Origin of the sequence: Paenibacillus glycanilyticus NBRC 16618 (assembly GCF_004000805.1) — a bacterium.
In the GTDB taxonomy this organism is placed as follows: domain Bacteria; phylum Bacillota; class Bacilli; order Paenibacillales; family Paenibacillaceae; genus Pristimantibacillus; species Pristimantibacillus glycanilyticus.
Genome location: NZ_BILY01000009.1, coordinates 190,519 through 207,794, shown reverse-complemented (window position 1 = coordinate 207,794; position 17,276 = coordinate 190,519). Strand labels below are relative to the sequence as shown.

Genomic DNA, 17,276 nt, shown 5'->3' with positions numbered 1-17,276 from the left:
CCGAATGACGGCGGTGTCTTTTCTTGGTTTTTTTGTGCTCATAATGGGGAATTTACTACTGAGAGGAGGGATTGACGTGGGACTTACGGGACAACTTCGGATCGACCGGATCGTTGGCAACAATGTCATCCTGACGATGGAGCCGAATTCATCGAGGGAATACGTGCTGTTTGGCAAGGGCATTGGCTTCTCATGCAAAGGCCAGAAGTTTATCGATGCCGAAGACCCACGAATCGAGAAGCGGTACCGGCTTGACGACCGGGATAAAGCTCTGCATTACCATTCACTTTTGGAGGAATTGGACCCGGAAGTGGTTCAAATCTCCGAGCAGATCATTGATGAGATTCGGGAACGGCTGGGAACGCCCGTCGATCCGAAAGTGTATTTCGCCTTACCGAGCCATATCCAGTTTGTCGTCTACCGGTTAAGAAACGGCATGGAAATCGTCAATCCTTTCCTGTACGAAACGAAGATGTGTTATCCCCAGGAGTTCAAGATCGCGGCCAAGGCAGCCAAGATGATCAGCGAGAAATTCGACGTCACTATCCCTGAAGATGAAGTCGGCTTTCTAACGTATCACGTGTATTCGGCAGCAGGGTCCGTTACCGCGGGACAGATGGTTCAGCTGACGGAGCTGATGAACGAGATCGTAGAGCGGATCGAAGGTTGGCGGGAAGCGCCAATGTCCAAGAAGAGCTCGGATTATGCCCGGCTGATTATGCATTTGCGTTATATGATGGAACGTATTTTGCAGAATAAGGAATCTGAAAATCCGTTCTCCGCAGAGATTAAAGACAAAATACCTACCGAGCATCGCAAGGCGGAGTTAATTGCGAAGATGATCGGAGAAAGACTAAACGTCAAGGTCTCCACCGACGAGATCGGTTATCTCGCGATGCATTTGTACCGGCTGTTCCGTTCGGTGGATACAGAATGAACATAAACAGACAACAACATGGATAGCAAGGAGTAGATCATATGAAATGGTTTGGCAAAAAATCGAATTCCGTTAGTGTAGCTGCACCTCTTAGCGGCAAGCTTGTTCCGCTTAGCGAAGTGCCGGATGAAGCGTTCGCGCAAGGCTTAATGGGAGAAGGAGTTGCAATCGAGCCGACGGAAGGCCGCGTCATCGCGCCGTTTGACGGTGTCGTGAGCCATTTGATCGACACGCATCACGCCTTGATCATTGAACATTCGTCCGGACTGCAGCTGCTTATTCACGTTGGCATCAATACCGTTGCTTTAAACGGCGAAGGCTTTAAGGCGCTAGTGAAGACAGGCGATTCTTTCAAAGCGGGTCAAACCCTTCTCGAATGCGATCTGGATAAAATCCGCGATGCCGGTTATCCGGTCATAACACCGATTATCGTAGCGAACGAAGACGGCGCGGAGAAAGTGGAATGCACCTTCAAAACCGTTAATGCCGGAGAACCGGATGCGATTAAGGTTGTTCTGAAAACCTAAACTATTTGACATGGAGTGAGATAAGATGCTCGCATTTTTGCAAAAGATCGGTAAATCTCTAATGCTTCCCGTCGCAGCTTTGCCTGCGGCAGCCCTCTTATTGCGTTTCGGCAACATCGATTACGTAAAGGATTTCGGATTTGGCCAGTTCGGCGACTTCCTGAACCATTATATCGCTCCGTTCCTTGCAGCGGGCGGCTCCGCGATTTTTGACAACCTGCCTCTCATCTTTGCGATTGGCGTTGCGATCGGGATGGCCGGCGATGCGGTTGCAACGCTTGCCGCCGTTATCGCGTATCTTGTTCTTACGAACGTGCTGGGCAAAATCCCAACCGTATTCACGGGTCTCGTGGATAAAGACACAACGCTTAACATGGGTGTATTGGGCGGTATCATTGCGGGTCTTGTCGCTTCCTACTTCTATAACAAGTACCATGACATCAAGCTTCCGGATTGGCTCGGCTTCTTTGGCGGCAAGCGATTCGTTCCGATTATCACTTCGTTTGCGATGGTTATCGTAGGTCTTATCTTTGGCCTCATCTGGGGACCTGTCCAATCGTGGCTCGATACGTTCGGCCGCTGGATCGTAGACCTTGGCGGCGTCGGCGCGTTTATCTTCATGACGGCCAACCGGCTTCTTATTCCGTTTGGTCTGCACCACGTCATTAACGCAATCGCTTGGTTCCAAATCGGCGACTACACGGATGCAGCCGGCAACGTCGTTCACGGCGACCTGCACCGCTTCTTCGCAGGCGACCCAACGGCAGGCATGTTCATGACAGGCTTCTTCCCGATCATGATGTTCGCCCTCCCGGCCGCTGCCTTTGCGATTATTCATACGGCAAAACCGGAAAAACGCAAGCTTGTCTCTTCCATCTTTATCGGTTCCGCTCTTGCTTCGTTCCTGACGGGTATTACGGAGCCGCTTGAATTCGCGTTTATGTTCGTGGCACCTGTGCTGTACGTGATTCACGCCGTGTTGACCGGTATATCCGCATGGCTTGTCGTTGAGCTTGGCATTCATCATGGCTTTGGCTTCTCGGCCGGCTTCCTTGACTACGCGATCAACTATCCGCTCTCCACGAAGGGCTGGATGATTATCCCGATTGGTCTCGTATACGCGGTTGTATACTATGTCCTGTTCCGCGTCGTCATTGTGAAGCTGAACCTGAAAACGCCTGGCCGCGAAGACGATGATCTGGTGGAAGAAGGCGGCAAGGACGGTGCTCCGGCAGGTGCGGGCGACGATAAAGCGAGCCAGGTTCTCGCAGCCCTTGGCGGTTCCGGCAATATCGAGAGTATCGATGCTTGCATCACCCGCCTCCGTCTGATCGTTAAGGACGAGAAAGCGGTGAACGACGCTGAACTGAAGCGTCTTGGAGCGGCAGGCGTTATGCGCCTTGGCAAAGGTGCCGTGCAAGCGATTTTCGGTACGCAGTCGGAACGGTTGAAAGAACAAATCAAAAAACGCATGTAGTCAGATAAATAGGATACATTTTAGGAGGATTTATGGTGGAGAAAGCATACGTAGTTATGAACCCGACGGGCGTCCACGCCCGTCCTGCTAAAAAAATCGTTGAAGCTGCTAAAATTTGCGAAGGCACGGTTTACATCGAGAAAGGCGGACGTAAGGTCAGCGCAAAAAGCCTGGTTAACGTGCTGTCAATCGGAGCCAAGCAAAACGATACGGTAACGGTCAGTGCCGAAGGAGAAAAAGCCGAAGCTGCGGTTGACGCTATTGGTGCGGTGCTGGCTTCTGTGGAAGCCTAGTAAGGAGGCACGCAAAATGATGGCAACCGAGATAAAAGGGATCGCCGCATCGGAAGGTTACGCAATTGGCCGTGCTGTTATCCTCCGCGAAGAGGCTGTTCCTCAAGGGATAACTTACGTCGAAGCAGGCGAAGAAGCGGCTGAGCTCAGCCGCTTCGATACTGCTGTGGCGGCAGCGCGTAGTGAGCTTGAAGAGCTTCATAACCGCATGATAACGGACGGGCGCGAGAAGGAAGCCGAAATTTTCGAAGCGCATTTGATGCTGCTTGAGGACGAAGAGTTGATTGGCGCGGCACAGGAACGGATCCGCGGACAACGTTACAAGGCGGAAGCGGCGATGAACGAATCCGGCGAAGAAGTAGCCGACATGCTCGCTTCCCTGGATGACGAGTATTTGCGGGAGCGCTCGGCGGATGTCCGCGATGTCAGCCGCCGCGTCATTCGTAAGCTTGGTCACGGCACGGACGCCGATTCCGTTCCGGCTTCAACAACAGCTACGCATTCAAAAGAAAAGTCTATCCTGTTCGCCTTCGATCTGACGCCGTCGGATACGGCTCAGCTTGATCCTTCTGTGATTGGCGGGTTCGTAACGGCGGTTGGTGGGCGCACCTCCCACTCCGCCATTATTGCCCGTTCGGTCGGCATCCCCGCGATTGTTGGCGCCGGAGATGAGGCGCTGCGTATTGAAGACGGTCAGCTCGTTATCGTAGACGGTGCAGCTGGACTTGTGCTGGTCGAGCCGGAAGACGAAGAGCTGGCCCGATATCAAGCGCTGCAAGAAACAGCCGCGGGACAACGCGCGCTGCTTGAGCAATTCCGCGGCAAGCCTTCGGTTAGCGCGGACGGACATCAGGTTGAACTGGTCGCCAACATTGGCTCCGTGCAAGATGCGCATCAGGCGCATGAACAAGGCGCAGAAGGCGTTGGCCTGTTCCGTACCGAGTTTCTGTACATGGGCCGTTCCGACCTGCCTACGGAGGATGAACAGTTCTCCGCTTATAAAGATGCGGCTGAGGTCTTTGGCCAAGGTGCTCCCATCGTCATCCGGACGATGGACATCGGCGGCGACAAGGAGCTGCCAAGCCTGCAGCTCGAGAAGGAAGACAATCCCTTCCTCGGCTACCGAGCGATCCGGATTTGTCTGGACCGGCCGGAGCTGTTCAAGACTCAACTACGCGCCGTTCTGCGCGCAAGCGCCTACGGCAATCTGAAAATTATGTTCCCGATGATCGCTACGCTTGGCGAATGGCGGCAGGCCAAGGCTTTGCTCGAGCAAGCCAAACAGGAGCTTAGAAGCGAAAATATCGCCTTTAACGAACGGATTGAAGCCGGCATTATGATCGAAATCCCTGCTGCCGCCCAAATGGCGGATCGGTTCGCCCGGGAGGTCGATTTCTTCAGCATCGGCACCAATGACCTCGTGCAATATACGATGGCAGCCGACCGGATGAATCCGAAGCTTGGCTACTTATCCGATCCCCTCCACCCTCCCGTCCTCCGGTTGATCGATCAGGTTATCCGGGCGGCCCATAAGGAGAACAAGTGGGTAGGCATGTGCGGCGAAATGGCGGGAACGCCAATCGCCATTCCGATTCTGCTTGGCATGGGGCTGGATGAATTCAGCATGAGCGCATCGGCCGTCCTTCCCGCCCGCGCGCTTCTCTCGCGTTTAGACCGCGAGAAACTGACTTCCCTCGCGGAAGCCGTGCTTGATCTGGACGATGCGGAAGCCGTGCGTTCCTACGTTGAGCAGCACGTTTCGGAGCTTGCGAAATAAACATGAAAGACAGCTTACAGCAGATAAAATGCTGAAGCTGTCTTTTTTTTTGCAGGTATAGATATTACTCTAGATACGATGTCTGTGCTTAACTAGGAAAGGGTTGGGAAACACTAAAAAAAAAATCCCGATCGGCAGTGTTGACCGGGATTTAACGTAAACATTCATTCTTTTTTAGATGACGTTTAAAAACTCGCTGCGCCTCGTAATTTCCGCGGATAAGCTCTCCGGCATTCTAGAGCCTACGCAAATAAACCGAACATCCGTATTGATATTTAGATATCTTAACAGCTCGAATATCTCGGAGATATTCGTGCTCGTTTCAAATTGTTGAATATTATCGAAGACAAAATGAGAGATCTTCTTTTTTGCCAGTTCCGAACACAACAAGTGAATTAAATAATCATTTTGATATTGTTTGACAAAAGGAACTTCTATCGAATGCAGCAATTGAAGGATCAACGATTTAGTAGATCTAGCAGACATTAAATTCATATAAGCAGCATGATCGTTATCCTTGCAGTATCTCTTAAGCACGAAAGAATTCCCGCTTGTATGATCTGCTGTCAGAAAACAAAACACTTTATCGTTGCTTTCGTTCAAAAAGCTAGATATTAAAAGATGAGTTTTATCATAACTCAGTTGTTGACTCATAGAAATAACCTCCAAATATACTAGATATTCAGAAGTATCGTCGCTAAATTTAACTTTTATACAACAATAGACTAGTTAGGAAATCTTAGATGGGTTAAACGATCTTCCAAAATCAAACGCAGCTCTTCTGGAATACGCTCAAACACGACCCCTTTCCCCAAAAATAACAGCCAATCCGCGTAGTAAGCCAGTTCCTCAGCATCCGTCACATTGAGCTGAGCATTAAAAATCCCGCTCGACTGAAACATTCCGGTAAAGGACAAAATAATTCCCGGCGGGTGCATGCGTTTAAAACGCTGAATCCCAGCCGCGTCAAGCTTCACAACTAGATTGGACTGACGCGCACCGATCCGTTTTTTGCTTAAAATCTCTTGCTCGGAGTGTTTCAACTCATCCTCGGAAATCGCGGAATCCCGCAGCAAATCAACCGGCAAATAACGAAATTCGTCCGTATCAAAATCGTAAACCTCGACTAGCCACTGGGCATTCGAGTTGAAAATATGCAGCAAAAAAACATCCAGCAACTGCGGCCAGCCGGGACTCGGTTCATACGTCACGCGCAAATGCTTATCTCGCACAGCAAGCGAAATCAACTGATTTAATTCCGCAGGCGCTGCATCGTCGAGCTCCAACAGATTCGGATTGGCAGGATTCGTATTTTCAAAAAGCAAAATATGATTCAGCTCGATTAGCTCGTCCTGCTGCGTTTGCGACGCGATGCCGATAAGTTTTTCCGTGATCGAGCGGCGATTTTGCAGATAGGGCAGCTGTGAGTTTTTCGAGGCTATAAAACTGATAAAAATCGCCTTCAGCTCATCCGGCGTGAAACGTGCAGCGGGCAAATATTGATTTTGCAGGACATTGTAGCCACCACCCCGCCCCAGCTCGGTTGTCAGCGGAAAACCCATCGCCTGGATCTCGTTTATGTCGCGAATCGCCGTCGCACGGGAAATTTTGAACTCCCGCTGAATCTCGGCAATCGTAAAATGCGCGCGGTTATTGATATAGCGCATGATTAGGTTTACTCGTTCTGTTTTCTTCATGTGTTTATTGTATCAAAAAAGTATCATTTTTTGATACATTCGGCAAATAGAATCAATCTTGTCAAAGTAAACACACAAAGGAGATAATAAAAATGTCTAACTACTCCATCAAAACGATCTCGGAAAATTACAAAATGACGGCTTTCGGTGTTTCTTTCGAGGACTTTAACGACTGGGCAGGCAACGCAGCAAAAACGGCAGCGAAAAAGGCTGAAATCACCGAAAACGGCAAGCTTGCTGAGCTTCTCGCGCTGGCTGACGGGCAAGAATATCAAATCAATTACGTGCTCGACGGCAAGGCTTGGCGCGGCTTCGGCGTGATGGGTGATTTCAAGGTGGAAGACGCGATCGTCCTCGATTTCCTCGCCGGCGACTACCTCGTTGTGCCTGGCACAGGCTCTAACAAAGACAGCCTTGCTGATGAAATCACAGGCAAAGTTTTCGGCGGCTTGCTGCAAGAAGTTACTGACTACAAATACGTAGGACCTGGCAACTCAACATTCGTCAAAGCAGCCGAAAACGGTGAATTCTACGGCGAAATGTGGCTTCGCGCAAAAAAAGTCGACGCCTAATCTTTGCGAAATTCGAAAGGAGCTCCCATGGCAGCAGAATATACAATCGAGCACAAAAAATCGTTCACATTAACCGCATACGGTTTTTCAATCCAATCCAATTTCCAGGACATGACAGCTTTGCAAAAGGAAAAAGCCGAATTCTGGGGCAAACTCAAGGCTGACGGGCGATTTGCTAAGCTCAAAGACGCTGCAAAAGATGACCGTGAATGGTCCGTGAACGAGGTATATCAAGGCAAGCCGTGGAATTATTTTGCTGTGGAAGCTGGAAAATCAGTGGCTGACGCTACCCGCATGATCGAATTTCCGGAGAGCGAGTACATCGTTGTCGCGGGAAAGGGTGACAAGGAGACTCTGTTTGATCAGTTGACTTACCTTGCTTTTGGCGAAGTCTTGTCCCAAATCACTGATTATGCTTACATCGGCGGACCAAATGCGACCTATCGCGAGGATAACGGAGAGGGCATCTTTTACGGCGAGTTCTGGGTACCTGTGGTAAAAAAATAACTTGCACCGCCATGAAGCTGTCGACAATATCGGCAGCTTCATCCTCGTTGCGTAACGGTATGGCTATTTCTCCAACTCATAACGGGTCGCAATAATGCCCGACTTGAACGTTCGGCTGGATAACAGCTTGAGCTTAACCTTCTCGCTGCCTTCGAATACCGATTTTCCGCTGCCCAAGACGACCGGACAAATCGTCAGCAGGAATTCGTCGATCAGGCCAAGCTCAAGCAGTGTTTTCGCCGCTCCCGGGCTGCCGAAGATGACGAGATTCTTCCCTGGCTGCTCTTTAAGCTCCTTGATTTGCTCTGCGATATTCTCCTTAATCAGTATCGTATTGTCCCATTCCGACTTGTCCATCGTTCCGGAAATGACGATCTTCTGAACATCCTGCAGCCATCTGGCATGCTCCATCTCATGGACTGACGCATCAGGATTGTCCAACATCGTGGGCCAGTAGCCCTCCATCATCCGATACGTCGTACGCCCATAGACGGGAGCTCCGACCTCGGCAACGATCTCCTCGGCGTATTTCTCTAGTTCCTCGTTATACGGAATCCAATCGAGTCCTCCGTTCAAATCCGACGCATACCCATCCAGCGATACATGCATAAACAATACGAGCTTTCTCATGTCCGTTACTCCTTTGATTTCGAATTTATTCACTTTTATCATAAACCATTACGTAACGTCAGGTTCAAGCAGAATTTTTCTTTGGCTGCATCATCGTAATGATCCCCGTGAAGATGGGTAATAATAACTGCATCAATACCACGGAAGATTTCGTCCACCGATAACGGCAATTCAGTTAAAGGGTTTGCCATGTCGTCTTTCAGAGTAATTTCAAGTACACGGGTTCCAGAAGGTCACTTCATCTACCTCTAATCTTACAGTCGGGTGTCCAGGTTCTTTTGCTTTTCCAACAGCGATCAGTAGAACATTAACGAGATTTTCTGGTATATTGAACTCTTTACGAAACTCTTCAACATCGTATCCAATCATAGGTACAGTATCGTAACCTCTTGCTTTTGCAGCTAACATAAATTGCATAGCTGCTAGGCCGCTATCAAGCATTAGCCATTCTCTTTTGACTTGCTCATTTACATGCCCACTAAAATTGTCTATGCTATTATCAATTTTTTCTTTAACTTCTTTTGTCATAAAACCCGCATCGACAGCTTTTTGGTTAATTCTATCTGAGTTTTCTATAGAATAAGCATTCAAATCACCTAACACAGCAATTACAACAGATGCTTCAAGTGCTTGACGTTGTCCTAAAGCAATTTTGTGTAATCTTTCTTTAAGAACAGGATCCGTAAAGACCATAAACCTCCAAGTGTTTAGATTATGAGCATTTGGAGCAAGGATAGCTTCTCCAATAAGTTCTTTAATTTCTTCATCCGGAACATGAACTGAAGTATCATATTTGCGAACAGATCGGCGATCATGAATCACATCGTAAAAACTAGCACTTAGATTTTTCTTCTTTTCCATTTGCCTTGCCTCCGTCATATATGAATAGATTAGTTTAAGCTATAAGACCTAAATAGCTTACCGGGTTTATTATGGTATAGTACAAATACATTGAAAAGTACGCACTTTTTCGTGATATACACACGAAAAAGTAACAATTGCATTATTGTTAGGAGATCAAATCAAAATGAGAAAGACATATAATAATCAAGTTGAAGTAGTGTTAGATGTAATGGGGGGAAAATGGAAGTCACATATTATCTTCAATTTAGGAAGTGGACCTGTTAGAACGGGTGAATTAAAACGTTTGGTTACGGGGATTACACAAAAAATGCTTATAGAAAAATTAAAGGAACTCGAACAAGATGGGTTAGTTTCCAGAATCGTGCACAATCAAGTGCCGCCGAAGGTTGAATATTCGCTTACAAACTTAGGGGCTTCATTGAATGATGTTTTAAAAGGAGTTTGTGATTGGGGAGATCTTTATGTTAAGCAAAGATACTCTGAGGATGAAGTTATAATAAGGGCGAATGAGCATGACACACACCCATAAATAAAGGCAGCCGCTCATTCATCCTCCGATCTGCTGCTTCTTTTTAAAGGCTTGCTATCGATATCTGACGGAAGCACACTCACGATTGTTGCGCTAACCTGCCCTACATAAACAAAAGCCGTAACTGATCATCCGATCTGCTGCAGCTTTATGTGTTGAACTTATATATTAGAATGAATAAAACATCTAAGATTTCTTAGCATCTTTATACAAATTCTAAATATCTATGATTCCACATCTTTTCATAAAAATTAATAGTCTCTTCTGCAGACATAAATGAATTATTTAATGTGGAGGTTGCGTTTTTTACCATAAAATTTTTGTACCCCAGTCCATGAGCAAACTTAATAGTAGCATCCATACAGTATTCTGTTTGGGCACCGCAAAATTCTATACTGTGTACATTTAATTGATCTAAAATCTCCTTTAAGTTCGTTCTATAAAAAGAATTTGCATGTATCTTTTTTATCAAAAAATCTTGTTCTTGGACATCAAGTTTAGCATCAATAGCCCAAAGTTCCTCTCCAGGTATGAGCTCCTCATCACAATGTTGAACAAAAATAATTTGTTTATTCAACTTTCTGTATAACGAAATTCTTTCATTTACTTTAATAAGTAATTCCTCTAATCCAAACAAGTGTTCTTTGTTGTAACATACACCATTTTGTAAATCGATAATTATTAAAACATCAGCACTAGTTTCCATAATTTCCACCTCTTTATTTATCTAAAACTTAATAAATTTAATTATATCATTCTTTAATTAACTGTAATTCACCTTTATAAAAATCTATAACCTTCATCAGTATAGTAAGGTTTTCATCTATATTTCCGGACTCTAATCCATGATCTGCATTTGGAATTTCAAAAACCCTTTGTTTATTTTCAATTTCAATTGCATTTTCCCTTGTAAAGTACGGATCGTTTCCACCATAAATGACAATTCCTTCTGATGCATTAATGAATGGAATCGTTTCAACTAAAGGGGTTAAGTAAATATGCTTTGCTTTTATTTGTAATCTTTTGTAAACCTCACCTGCCACAATAGTCCCCATACTCTTGCTAATAAAAATAATTTCATCATAGCTATCCACTTTACTCTTAATGGAGTCATAACATTCATCTATTACTCTAGATAAATCATTCATGTCAAAACCGGTTCGTGCAGCTTGATATCCGTATTCCAATATAAATAAATCATAATTGTGTTGAAGCGCGACATTCCCCGCATAATAAAGAAGCGGAAGTTCACAAGAGTAATTTCTACCCGGAAATAGCACAACAAGTTTATTATTTCGTTCTTGAACTGAAATAAGCTTTTGCTTTAAATCAGTTCCCCAAAATGAAGGAACTGAAACAATTTCAAATTTCATTTCTCCTCATCCCTTCATAACTCATCTGCTCCACTGTAACCAGATGTGACCATCCAGAGCCTTCATTTCATAAATTTTTTGGAGAATATGGACACACTTCGTCTTCTCATCATCTGCCACCGTATGGAGATACTGCTCCACAAGCCTGTATCCAAATACAAGAAGGATTATTTCGTAGACACAATGATCGGTAATAAGGGATACATCCACATACTCCGAAAAGCCTTTATAGTACGCAGGGATGCATCGCTGGTAGTGTTCTACCATGTGATCGATATCTGCTTCATCCGCAATCAGGCTTGCGAGATCCTCGCCGAGGTAGCCCGATCCGCTGGTATCCCAGTCGATGAGCGCGAATTTCCCGTCAACATATATCAGGTTGGTTACCCAGAAGTCCCGGTGGCATAGCACGAGGGGCAATTTTTCGATACGGGCGAATATCTGATCTGCTTGCTCATCGATGTCTATAAGCATTTGTCGCACGTGTAGCGGAAATTGGCAGTCTTCCGATCGGATATAATCGTAGACGACCGGCCATGACCGATAATGCAAGTAAGTATTCTTCATGAAATCCGTATGACTCAGGTTGGTCAGGCTCTGTAGCACAGCGGGCTGTTCCGCATACAATTTGCCTTGAAAGCGCCCTAACTCTAGCGCAGCTTTTTCATACATGTCACTGGTCAAGTCTAAACCGGTTAAGCCATCTATATATTCCAGCCAAAGCTGGTATTCATTCTCTTCCGCATTGAGTTCGGCGAAATAACATGTCGGCGAGCGAAGGGCTGGCGAGAACGTCGATCCTAGATCAGACGAATACAGATCATATTCCCGACGCCATGAGCCCGGATCGCCGTAACGCTCCCATTTATTCTGGTGTTTCAGTACTATACGGTACGGCAATTTTTCGCCGTCCACGGTTTCAGCGATCCCCTTTAACAGGTACACATTTCCGACAGTTCCGCCCTGTAAAGGAATAGTTTCGCAGTCGGCAGAGATGATATCCATCTTGAAGCGTTGGTTTAAAGCATAAATAAGCTTCTTATGTTCAATATTCATTAATTCCTCCATTTTCTTCGTTTACTTAATCCACATTGCGAGAATCAGCAGCTGCTTAGATGATTATATCAAATGGAATTACCAATTTACGGAAGACTTTAGTTATAACGATTCTGCCTTCGTTGACATACTGGCAGCGAAATTAATTTTCCATGCTCCATCGTATATTTGTACATTGCATAGTACTGAATCTATGAATCTAATATATGAAAATAAGATAAAGAAGAGGACAGGAATTAGCTTTGCAGTTAGGTGTTCTTCCACGCATCGCAAATAATTGAGCCTCCGTCTGCTTGAGAGCCGCCCCCCATAGGTTATCCCCCCGAAGTACGCTATCTCAATCTCTATTACACTTTTTTAAAGTGAAATCCCCCAGACCGATAAGGGACAGATCATATAGGTCCTATTTCGTTCTACAGAAACAGCTGGTAGGAGTACGACTACCGTAATTGGAGCCCGTTTTGAAAGGAGGTGATAGTATGTCAGTTAATATTGTAGATCACCAATATCAAGATGTTGCAGCAGGAACGGGTTCGCTTCCGTTTATAATCTCTCCTGGTGCGGAATACCTGTTGACCTCATTCTTTCTCCAAGTGAACAACATCAACAATCGGATCGAAATAAAAGCAACAATTGGCTGGGAGGCACAGCTGCTTCTACTCACAATTGTTCCGAAGCTGCTCTTTCGCATCCGGAGAGGCGGAACCGCTGCTCCTGCTCCTATTATTTACCAGACAACAGATTCTGCTTTTATCGGAACAAGAGATGAGGGTCCTTGGGTATCGCTTGATTTCACGACAGCCTTCCAGCATACGGAAATGGCAACAGCCGCTCTAGTTGGTACTTTCCAGCAATATGCTCTGACCGTAGAACAAATCGGTCAAAATTCCGTTACCATAACCGGTCCTGTGCATCTTGACGGAACGGTCTATCTGTAATTAGGCAGTAAATAGGCGGTTGGTTAGCTTAAACTAGGTAACCAACCGCCTCTTTTTTATCCCTCGGCCAAATGCTCCGGGCTTGCCATTCTGGCCAAAGAGTATCGCCTGATTAATAAGCTTTACGTTAGGTGATAACATATTGCCCCTTACTTCAACAAAAATGGCAACCGATCATTTTTCAGATCAGTTGCCATTTTGTTGTTCTCAACTAAAGTTCGCCGTTAGCGTAAAAACCTTTATACGCTAATGTAACGCCAACCGCCAGAATCGGTAATATCTTCAGCTATTTGCTCCGCATAACCTTCGCAAATAAAGCCGGGAATTTCGGTGCCATCCTCAAGCTCGACTTTCCCGATTCCAAGCGGTGCAGGAATAAGGGCTGTGAATGCGCCAAATGCCGCCTTCGGCATTTCCCATACTTCCAACTGAATGGACTGCCCTCCGTTACCCTTCTTGATCAAGCCGGGTTTAGCCGGAACGGTCGGCAATTTAATCATTTGATATTTTGCGGCTGTAGCCGCCTCACGAACAAAATGGGCACCATGCTCCAGCATTTGCTTCTCCAGAGGAAATCCACGCATATGAAGTCCGCATACGGCAACGGGTACCATTGCTTGCTCCGTTACGGAATTAGGTATAGGCGGGTTAGCTGCGCCACATTCTCCCGTAAGGAAAAGCTCAGCAGCGCCGGTAATGAGTGCCTCCTCTTCTGCAAGCGCGAACAGCGTAATCCCAAATGGCAGCTCATCAGCGGCAAAGCCTGCAGGAATCGAAACCGCGCATAAATCAAGCAAATTGCAATGATTGGTATAGCGCCCCATATCCGAGTTTGCCCCTATTGGATCGGCACTCACCTGCTCGCGCGTCCATGTGCCTCCGCAGGTCGGCATCACCATTACCGCCTGCTTAAGCAGCTTCTTCGTTTCCAGCTTATACTGCTGCAATTGGTGCATAGCTTTAAACACAGAAGCAGCGCTGTGCTTCCCGGAAGCACCTGACCTCAAAATTCGCTCCGTCGTCTCAAACGTTACGCCCGGATTAGCTGTCACGAATGGTTCCAGACTCGCCCACCGCTCCGCAACCCAAGGCCCGTCGTATAATAACGCCGCCGCCCGGGAGAAGAAATCATAATCGATATATTCCACAGCGACTCCAAGTTTAGTAATTCTCTCTACTGCAGCTTCCCAAGCTTTTTCATACTCTGCGGCATAAGGTCCATAGAACTGCAGCTTGACGCTTGGCAATACAACTTTGTTCGGGAGCTTTGATGCGGAACGCTCGATGCTGCGGGACCATGGATCGGATTCATGAATGCCGCGCGCAAGCTTATCAACCTCTAAGGCATCCGCGAGGGAGTGGGCAAATACATTGACGCAGTCAAGACTGGCGCAAGCCGGAACCACGCCTTTGGTCGGCCAGGCTCCAAGGCTTGGCTTATAGCCGACCAGATTGTTTAATGCAGCCGGAACCCGGCCGGAACCGGCGGTATCCGTACCAAAGGCAAAAGCCGCATGGCCGCGTGCAACAGCAACCGCCGAGCCCGAGCTTGAGCCGCCGCTAATCAGCTCGGGCCGCAGCGCATTATGCGTCTCGCCATACGGGCTGCGCACGCCTACTAGTCCGGTCGCGAACTGGTCCAGGTTTGTTTTGCCGAGTGGAATCGCACCTGCATCTATCATCCTCTGCACAACAGCTGCATGCTCCTGAGGTGTATAAGCAAATGCCGGGCATGCCGCCGTCGTAGGAATTTGAGCAACATCGATATTATCCTTTATGGCAAACGGAATCCCCCATAACGGAAGGCTTTCCGGGTCCGTCCCTTTCAACCGATCCAAATAGGGCTGCACACTATCCATAGTTGGCGGCGTAATCCAAATATTCATGCCGGCATCCGCCTGAACGCGCTCCATAATTCCATTAATAACAGCCTCGGGCGCAAGCGCGCCGCTTGCGTACAACTCTCGAAGCCGCTCGATGGTCAGCTTGTCCGGAATACCTGATTTGCTCATGACCAACCTCCTACTCTCATAACGTTACCGGCCGCATCTCGTTTAGCTTAACGGCCAAATACAGCTGTAAAATATCGTCGCCGTCATCGACGTTAATGCCTAGCAGCTCGCATACTCGTTCCACCCGGTAAGAAACGGTGTTGTAATGCGTAATCAGCTCCGCGGACGTCTTTTTTACGTTCCGGTTATATTTGAAATAAACGCGGATCGTCTCATATAGCTGAGATTGATGTTTCTTATCGTATTCGAGCAGTGGAACGATATACTGATCCCGATATTGAATAACTGCCTCTGAATGAGGCAGGTGATATAACAGTTGAAAAGCTCCAAGCCGTTTAAAATCCACATAGGGCTCTTCATAATTGCAAATCGTGCTGATGTGATGAATTTTTTTGGCTTCTTCATAGCTTTCGCACACCAGGTCAGGCCGGCTGGCGACATTGCCGATACAAAGCGAGAACGCAGTTGACGAACCAATAACCGATCTCAGGTCTGCCGCAACCCGGTCCAGCGCCGTCTGCTTCGAGTGCTGCGCGGAAACCGGAATAAGAAAAATCAATTCCCCTTCCGCTATCGTGAACTGCAGTCCTTCGCGAAGAGACTTGGAACGAAGCTTTTTGACTACTTGCTGCAGCTGCTTAACCGCAGGCTTTCCATTTAACCAGCGCACAAGCGCTACGAATAGCTGCTGCTGATCCTCCAACTGGCTGCCCGATGCTTCTGCCCTGAGTTTCAAATCCTCCATTGCCACGATCCGCCCGGAAATCCAATCCTGAAGAAACTGGTCAATATATTTCAATTCAACCTCTCTCCGGGCGTTTGCGTTGATCATTTCCAAGCCTACTAGAATGCCAACCCGATCTATCGTAAGTTGATCGACGATGGAATGCTCCTGATTCCACTCCAGCAGAATAAGCAAACACTTCTCATGCTGCTTATCGTTCACCTCCGAGACGTATACCCGAATACGGCGGTCGCCAAGGGAAATGAAGCTGACGCCAAGATTCGTCTCCATCCGCAGCTGCGACCAGAGCTCGACATTCGCCGCTTGGGCAAGCATCCCCGCTTGCGGGGATAGAAACAGCTGATCGGTATCATCGAGCAGCACGATTGGATTGTTCAACATACCATCGAGCGTTTGCAAAAATTCTTCAATTCCATTTCCGTACAACAGCTGCTGGGATAACTTTTGGAATCGGCTCTGCAGAAGCGACAGCTCCCTTACTTCGGTCACCAGCACTCGCTCCATAATATCGCGGACAACATCCGAGAACACGGTCGTAGCCGGAAGTTCGAAGACGGGAAAAGCGAGTCGGTCCGCCAGCTCAAGCGCCCGCTCAGGAATCTCGTCAATGAACCGCTTCGTCTTAATGCCAAGCGCGGCAACGCCTTTTTCAACCAACTGCGGAATAATGTCCGCTATTGCCTCCGGCTGATCCCGGAACGGGAATCCGCTCGTAATGAGAAATTCCCCCGGTCTCACCCAATCGATGACATCAGGCACTTCCATGACATTGACCCGGTTAATGCTCCGATGCATACCGCCGGCACCGGCTAGTACAACTGCTTCCTTGAAGTCGGGTATCAGCAAGATGTCTCCGCAGGTGAAGCTTGCCTGATTGTTAGTCTCCAATGGCACTACCCCGCTATTCTATTTCTTAATGGAATAAACATCTTCCACGAGAGTTGTATTGAAAAACGAGTTGGCAGGCACGTTCTCCTCAACGGGGAGGAAAATACTGATTTGTTCGGACGGCTGATCATCATCGTTCGCTACGGAATGAATAACCCCGGCCGGCACATGAAACGTATCGCCAGCTTTGTAGCTTTTCCATTCGCCGTTACAGAGCAGTTTTACTTTTCCGACGGAAATATAAATAATTTCGGCGACATCGTGATAGTGAGGCAGTACTTGCCCGCCGACACCGATTTTCTCCCATAGAATCGAGCTCGAACGGATTCCCAGCCTATCCGCTTGCGCCGCCGATACGATTTCTCTATGATACAAATGAATATGGTCTGGCATCAGCCCCCATTCCATTTGTTCCCCAACGATAACCTCTGTCTCATTTGCAATTGTCATATAA

Annotated in this window: 19 protein-coding genes and 1 pseudogene; 9 read left to right on the top strand and 11 right to left on the bottom strand. The window is 47.3% G+C overall.

The window, feature by feature from the left end; all coding sequences use genetic code 11:
* Nucleotides 1-76: 76 nt before the first annotated feature.
* Genes PGL01S_RS09755 through ptsP form a run of 5 tightly spaced genes read left to right on the top strand, consistent with a single transcriptional unit; the run spans nucleotide 77 to nucleotide 5,011 of the window.
* Entirely contained in the window at nucleotides 77-937 is an 861-nt protein-coding gene (locus PGL01S_RS09755; protein WP_174806541.1) for a PRD domain-containing protein, read from the top strand.
* Between the two features lie 41 nt (nucleotides 938-978).
* Nucleotides 979-1,464, top strand: coding sequence for a PTS sugar transporter subunit IIA (locus PGL01S_RS09750; protein WP_127493936.1), 486 nt, complete (start codon nucleotides 979-981; stop codon nucleotides 1,462-1,464).
* 25 nt (nucleotides 1,465-1,489) lie between these two features.
* Nucleotides 1,490-2,941, top strand: coding sequence for an N-acetylglucosamine-specific PTS transporter subunit IIBC (nagE, locus tag PGL01S_RS09745; protein ID WP_127493934.1), 1,452 nt, complete (start codon nucleotides 1,490-1,492; stop codon nucleotides 2,939-2,941).
* 32 nt (nucleotides 2,942-2,973) lie between these two features.
* Nucleotides 2,974-3,234, top strand: coding sequence for an HPr family phosphocarrier protein (locus PGL01S_RS09740; protein WP_174806540.1), 261 nt, complete (start codon nucleotides 2,974-2,976; stop codon nucleotides 3,232-3,234).
* Nucleotides 3,235-3,250: 16 nt separating this feature from the next.
* Nucleotides 3,251-5,011: a phosphoenolpyruvate--protein phosphotransferase gene (ptsP, locus tag PGL01S_RS09735; protein ID WP_127493932.1), complete on the top strand. Its 1,761-nt coding sequence runs from the start codon at nucleotides 3,251-3,253 to the stop codon at nucleotides 5,009-5,011.
* Between the two features lie 174 nt (nucleotides 5,012-5,185).
* Here ptsP and PGL01S_RS09730 read toward each other — a convergent pair whose 3' ends face one another.
* Together PGL01S_RS09730 and PGL01S_RS09725 are read right to left on the bottom strand one after the other, a co-directional pair.
* Nucleotides 5,186-5,665, bottom strand: a complete 480-nt coding sequence (locus tag PGL01S_RS09730; protein ID WP_127493930.1) for an AAA family ATPase — start codon at nucleotides 5,663-5,665, stop codon at nucleotides 5,186-5,188.
* A 71-nt stretch (nucleotides 5,666-5,736) separates the two neighbouring features.
* Nucleotides 5,737-6,708, bottom strand: a complete 972-nt coding sequence (locus tag PGL01S_RS09725) for a helix-turn-helix transcriptional regulator (RefSeq protein ID WP_280525705.1) — start codon at nucleotides 6,706-6,708, stop codon at nucleotides 5,737-5,739.
* A gap of 92 nt (nucleotides 6,709-6,800) precedes the next feature.
* Between PGL01S_RS09725 and PGL01S_RS09720 the strand changes: the two genes are divergently transcribed.
* Both PGL01S_RS09720 and PGL01S_RS09715 read left to right on the top strand, forming a co-directional pair.
* A complete protein-coding gene (locus PGL01S_RS09720) occupies nucleotides 6,801-7,280 on the top strand; it encodes a hypothetical protein (RefSeq protein ID WP_127493926.1) in 480 nt (159 codons plus the stop codon).
* A gap of 27 nt (nucleotides 7,281-7,307) precedes the next feature.
* On the top strand, nucleotides 7,308-7,787 hold the full coding sequence (locus tag PGL01S_RS09715; RefSeq protein WP_127493924.1) for a GyrI-like domain-containing protein: 480 nt from the start codon (nucleotides 7,308-7,310) through the stop codon (nucleotides 7,785-7,787).
* Between the two features lie 63 nt (nucleotides 7,788-7,850).
* Here PGL01S_RS09715 and PGL01S_RS09710 read toward each other — a convergent pair whose 3' ends face one another.
* The 3 genes and pseudogenes from PGL01S_RS09710 to PGL01S_RS09705 all read right to left on the bottom strand — a co-directional run bounded on the left by PGL01S_RS09710 (nucleotide 7,851) and on the right by PGL01S_RS09705 (nucleotide 9,278).
* Nucleotides 7,851-8,417 (bottom strand): dihydrofolate reductase family protein, encoded by a 567-nt coding sequence (locus tag PGL01S_RS09710; protein WP_127493922.1) that lies wholly within the window; start codon nucleotides 8,415-8,417, stop codon nucleotides 7,851-7,853.
* A gap of 77 nt (nucleotides 8,418-8,494) precedes the next feature.
* A pseudogene (locus PGL01S_RS31540) lies at nucleotides 8,495-8,617 on the bottom strand (MBL fold metallo-hydrolase); the annotation flags it as partial.
* A gap of 10 nt (nucleotides 8,618-8,627) precedes the next feature.
* Complete coding sequence (locus PGL01S_RS09705) at nucleotides 8,628-9,278, bottom strand: nitroreductase family protein (RefSeq protein ID WP_127493920.1); 651 nt, start codon at nucleotides 9,276-9,278, stop codon at nucleotides 8,628-8,630.
* Nucleotides 9,279-9,444: 166 nt separating this feature from the next.
* Here PGL01S_RS09705 and PGL01S_RS09700 point away from each other — a divergent pair, with 166 nt between their 5' ends.
* Nucleotides 9,445-9,810 carry a winged helix-turn-helix transcriptional regulator gene (locus tag PGL01S_RS09700; protein ID WP_127493918.1) on the top strand — a complete coding sequence of 122 codons (366 nt, stop codon included), beginning with the start codon at nucleotides 9,445-9,447 and terminating at the stop codon, nucleotides 9,808-9,810.
* Between the two features lie 205 nt (nucleotides 9,811-10,015).
* On the opposite strand, the gene PGL01S_RS09695 is transcribed toward PGL01S_RS09700, so the two are convergent.
* The 3 genes from PGL01S_RS09695 to PGL01S_RS09685 are packed head-to-tail and all read right to left on the bottom strand — an operon-like array spanning nucleotide 10,016 to nucleotide 12,239.
* Nucleotides 10,016-10,516, bottom strand: coding sequence for a cysteine hydrolase family protein (locus PGL01S_RS09695; RefSeq protein ID WP_127493916.1), 501 nt, complete (start codon nucleotides 10,514-10,516; stop codon nucleotides 10,016-10,018).
* A gap of 46 nt (nucleotides 10,517-10,562) precedes the next feature.
* On the bottom strand, nucleotides 10,563-11,183 hold the full coding sequence (locus tag PGL01S_RS09690) for an alpha/beta hydrolase (RefSeq protein ID WP_127493914.1): 621 nt from the start codon (nucleotides 11,181-11,183) through the stop codon (nucleotides 10,563-10,565).
* 21 nt (nucleotides 11,184-11,204) lie between these two features.
* On the bottom strand, nucleotides 11,205-12,239 hold the full coding sequence (locus tag PGL01S_RS09685; RefSeq protein ID WP_127493911.1) for a phosphotransferase: 1,035 nt from the start codon (nucleotides 12,237-12,239) through the stop codon (nucleotides 11,205-11,207).
* A gap of 479 nt (nucleotides 12,240-12,718) precedes the next feature.
* Between PGL01S_RS09685 and PGL01S_RS09680 the strand changes: the two genes are divergently transcribed.
* Complete coding sequence (locus PGL01S_RS09680; RefSeq protein WP_127493909.1) at nucleotides 12,719-13,177, top strand: hypothetical protein; 459 nt, start codon at nucleotides 12,719-12,721, stop codon at nucleotides 13,175-13,177.
* A 239-nt stretch (nucleotides 13,178-13,416) separates the two neighbouring features.
* Here the strand turns inward: PGL01S_RS09680 and atzF are convergent, their stop codons facing one another.
* Genes atzF through PGL01S_RS09665 form a run of 3 tightly spaced genes read right to left on the bottom strand, consistent with a single transcriptional unit; the run spans nucleotide 13,417 to nucleotide 17,272 of the window.
* On the bottom strand, nucleotides 13,417-15,189 hold the full coding sequence (gene atzF, locus PGL01S_RS09675) for an allophanate hydrolase (RefSeq protein WP_127493907.1): 1,773 nt from the start codon (nucleotides 15,187-15,189) through the stop codon (nucleotides 13,417-13,419).
* A 16-nt stretch (nucleotides 15,190-15,205) separates the two neighbouring features.
* On the bottom strand, nucleotides 15,206-16,822 hold the full coding sequence (locus PGL01S_RS09670; protein WP_244935559.1) for a PucR family transcriptional regulator: 1,617 nt from the start codon (nucleotides 16,820-16,822) through the stop codon (nucleotides 15,206-15,208).
* An 18-nt stretch (nucleotides 16,823-16,840) separates the two neighbouring features.
* Nucleotides 16,841-17,272: a cupin domain-containing protein gene (locus PGL01S_RS09665; RefSeq protein ID WP_127493905.1), complete on the bottom strand. Its 432-nt coding sequence runs from the start codon at nucleotides 17,270-17,272 to the stop codon at nucleotides 16,841-16,843.
* Between the last annotated feature and the right edge of the window lie 4 nt (nucleotides 17,273-17,276).

What these genes read in the sequence shown, in the direction of transcription:
- PGL01S_RS09750 (WP_127493936.1), top strand. Translation starts at nt 979, where the DNA reads ATGAAATGGTTTGGCAAAAAATCGAATTCCGTTAGTGTAGCTGCACCT.
- nagE (WP_127493934.1), top strand. Translation starts at nt 1,490, where the DNA reads ATGCTCGCATTTTTGCAAAAGATCGGTAAATCTCTAATGCTTCCCGTC.
- PGL01S_RS09740 (WP_174806540.1), top strand. Translation starts at nt 2,974, where the DNA reads ATGGTGGAGAAAGCATACGTAGTTATGAACCCGACGGGCGTCCACGCC.
- ptsP (WP_127493932.1), top strand. Translation starts at nt 3,251, where the DNA reads ATGATGGCAACCGAGATAAAAGGGATCGCCGCATCGGAAGGTTACGCA.
- PGL01S_RS09730 (WP_127493930.1), bottom strand. Translation starts at nt 5,665, where the DNA reads ATGAGTCAACAACTGAGTTATGATAAAACTCATCTTTTAATATCTAGC.
- PGL01S_RS09725 (WP_280525705.1), bottom strand. Translation starts at nt 6,708, where the DNA reads ATGAAGAAAACAGAACGAGTAAACCTAATCATGCGCTATATCAATAAC.
- PGL01S_RS09720 (WP_127493926.1), top strand. Translation starts at nt 6,801, where the DNA reads ATGTCTAACTACTCCATCAAAACGATCTCGGAAAATTACAAAATGACG.
- PGL01S_RS09715 (WP_127493924.1), top strand. Translation starts at nt 7,308, where the DNA reads ATGGCAGCAGAATATACAATCGAGCACAAAAAATCGTTCACATTAACC.
- PGL01S_RS09710 (WP_127493922.1), bottom strand. Translation starts at nt 8,417, where the DNA reads ATGAGAAAGCTCGTATTGTTTATGCATGTATCGCTGGATGGGTATGCG.
- PGL01S_RS09705 (WP_127493920.1), bottom strand. Translation starts at nt 9,278, where the DNA reads ATGGAAAAGAAGAAAAATCTAAGTGCTAGTTTTTACGATGTGATTCAT.
- PGL01S_RS09700 (WP_127493918.1), top strand. Translation starts at nt 9,445, where the DNA reads ATGAGAAAGACATATAATAATCAAGTTGAAGTAGTGTTAGATGTAATG.
- PGL01S_RS09695 (WP_127493916.1), bottom strand. Translation starts at nt 10,516, where the DNA reads ATGGAAACTAGTGCTGATGTTTTAATAATTATCGATTTACAAAATGGT.
- PGL01S_RS09690 (WP_127493914.1), bottom strand. Translation starts at nt 11,183, where the DNA reads ATGAAATTTGAAATTGTTTCAGTTCCTTCATTTTGGGGAACTGATTTA.
- PGL01S_RS09685 (WP_127493911.1), bottom strand. Translation starts at nt 12,239, where the DNA reads ATGAATATTGAACATAAGAAGCTTATTTATGCTTTAAACCAACGCTTC.
- PGL01S_RS09680 (WP_127493909.1), top strand. Translation starts at nt 12,719, where the DNA reads ATGTCAGTTAATATTGTAGATCACCAATATCAAGATGTTGCAGCAGGA.
- atzF (WP_127493907.1), bottom strand. Translation starts at nt 15,189, where the DNA reads ATGAGCAAATCAGGTATTCCGGACAAGCTGACCATCGAGCGGCTTCGA.
- PGL01S_RS09665 (WP_127493905.1), bottom strand. Translation starts at nt 17,272, where the DNA reads ATGACAATTGCAAATGAGACAGAGGTTATCGTTGGGGAACAAATGGAA.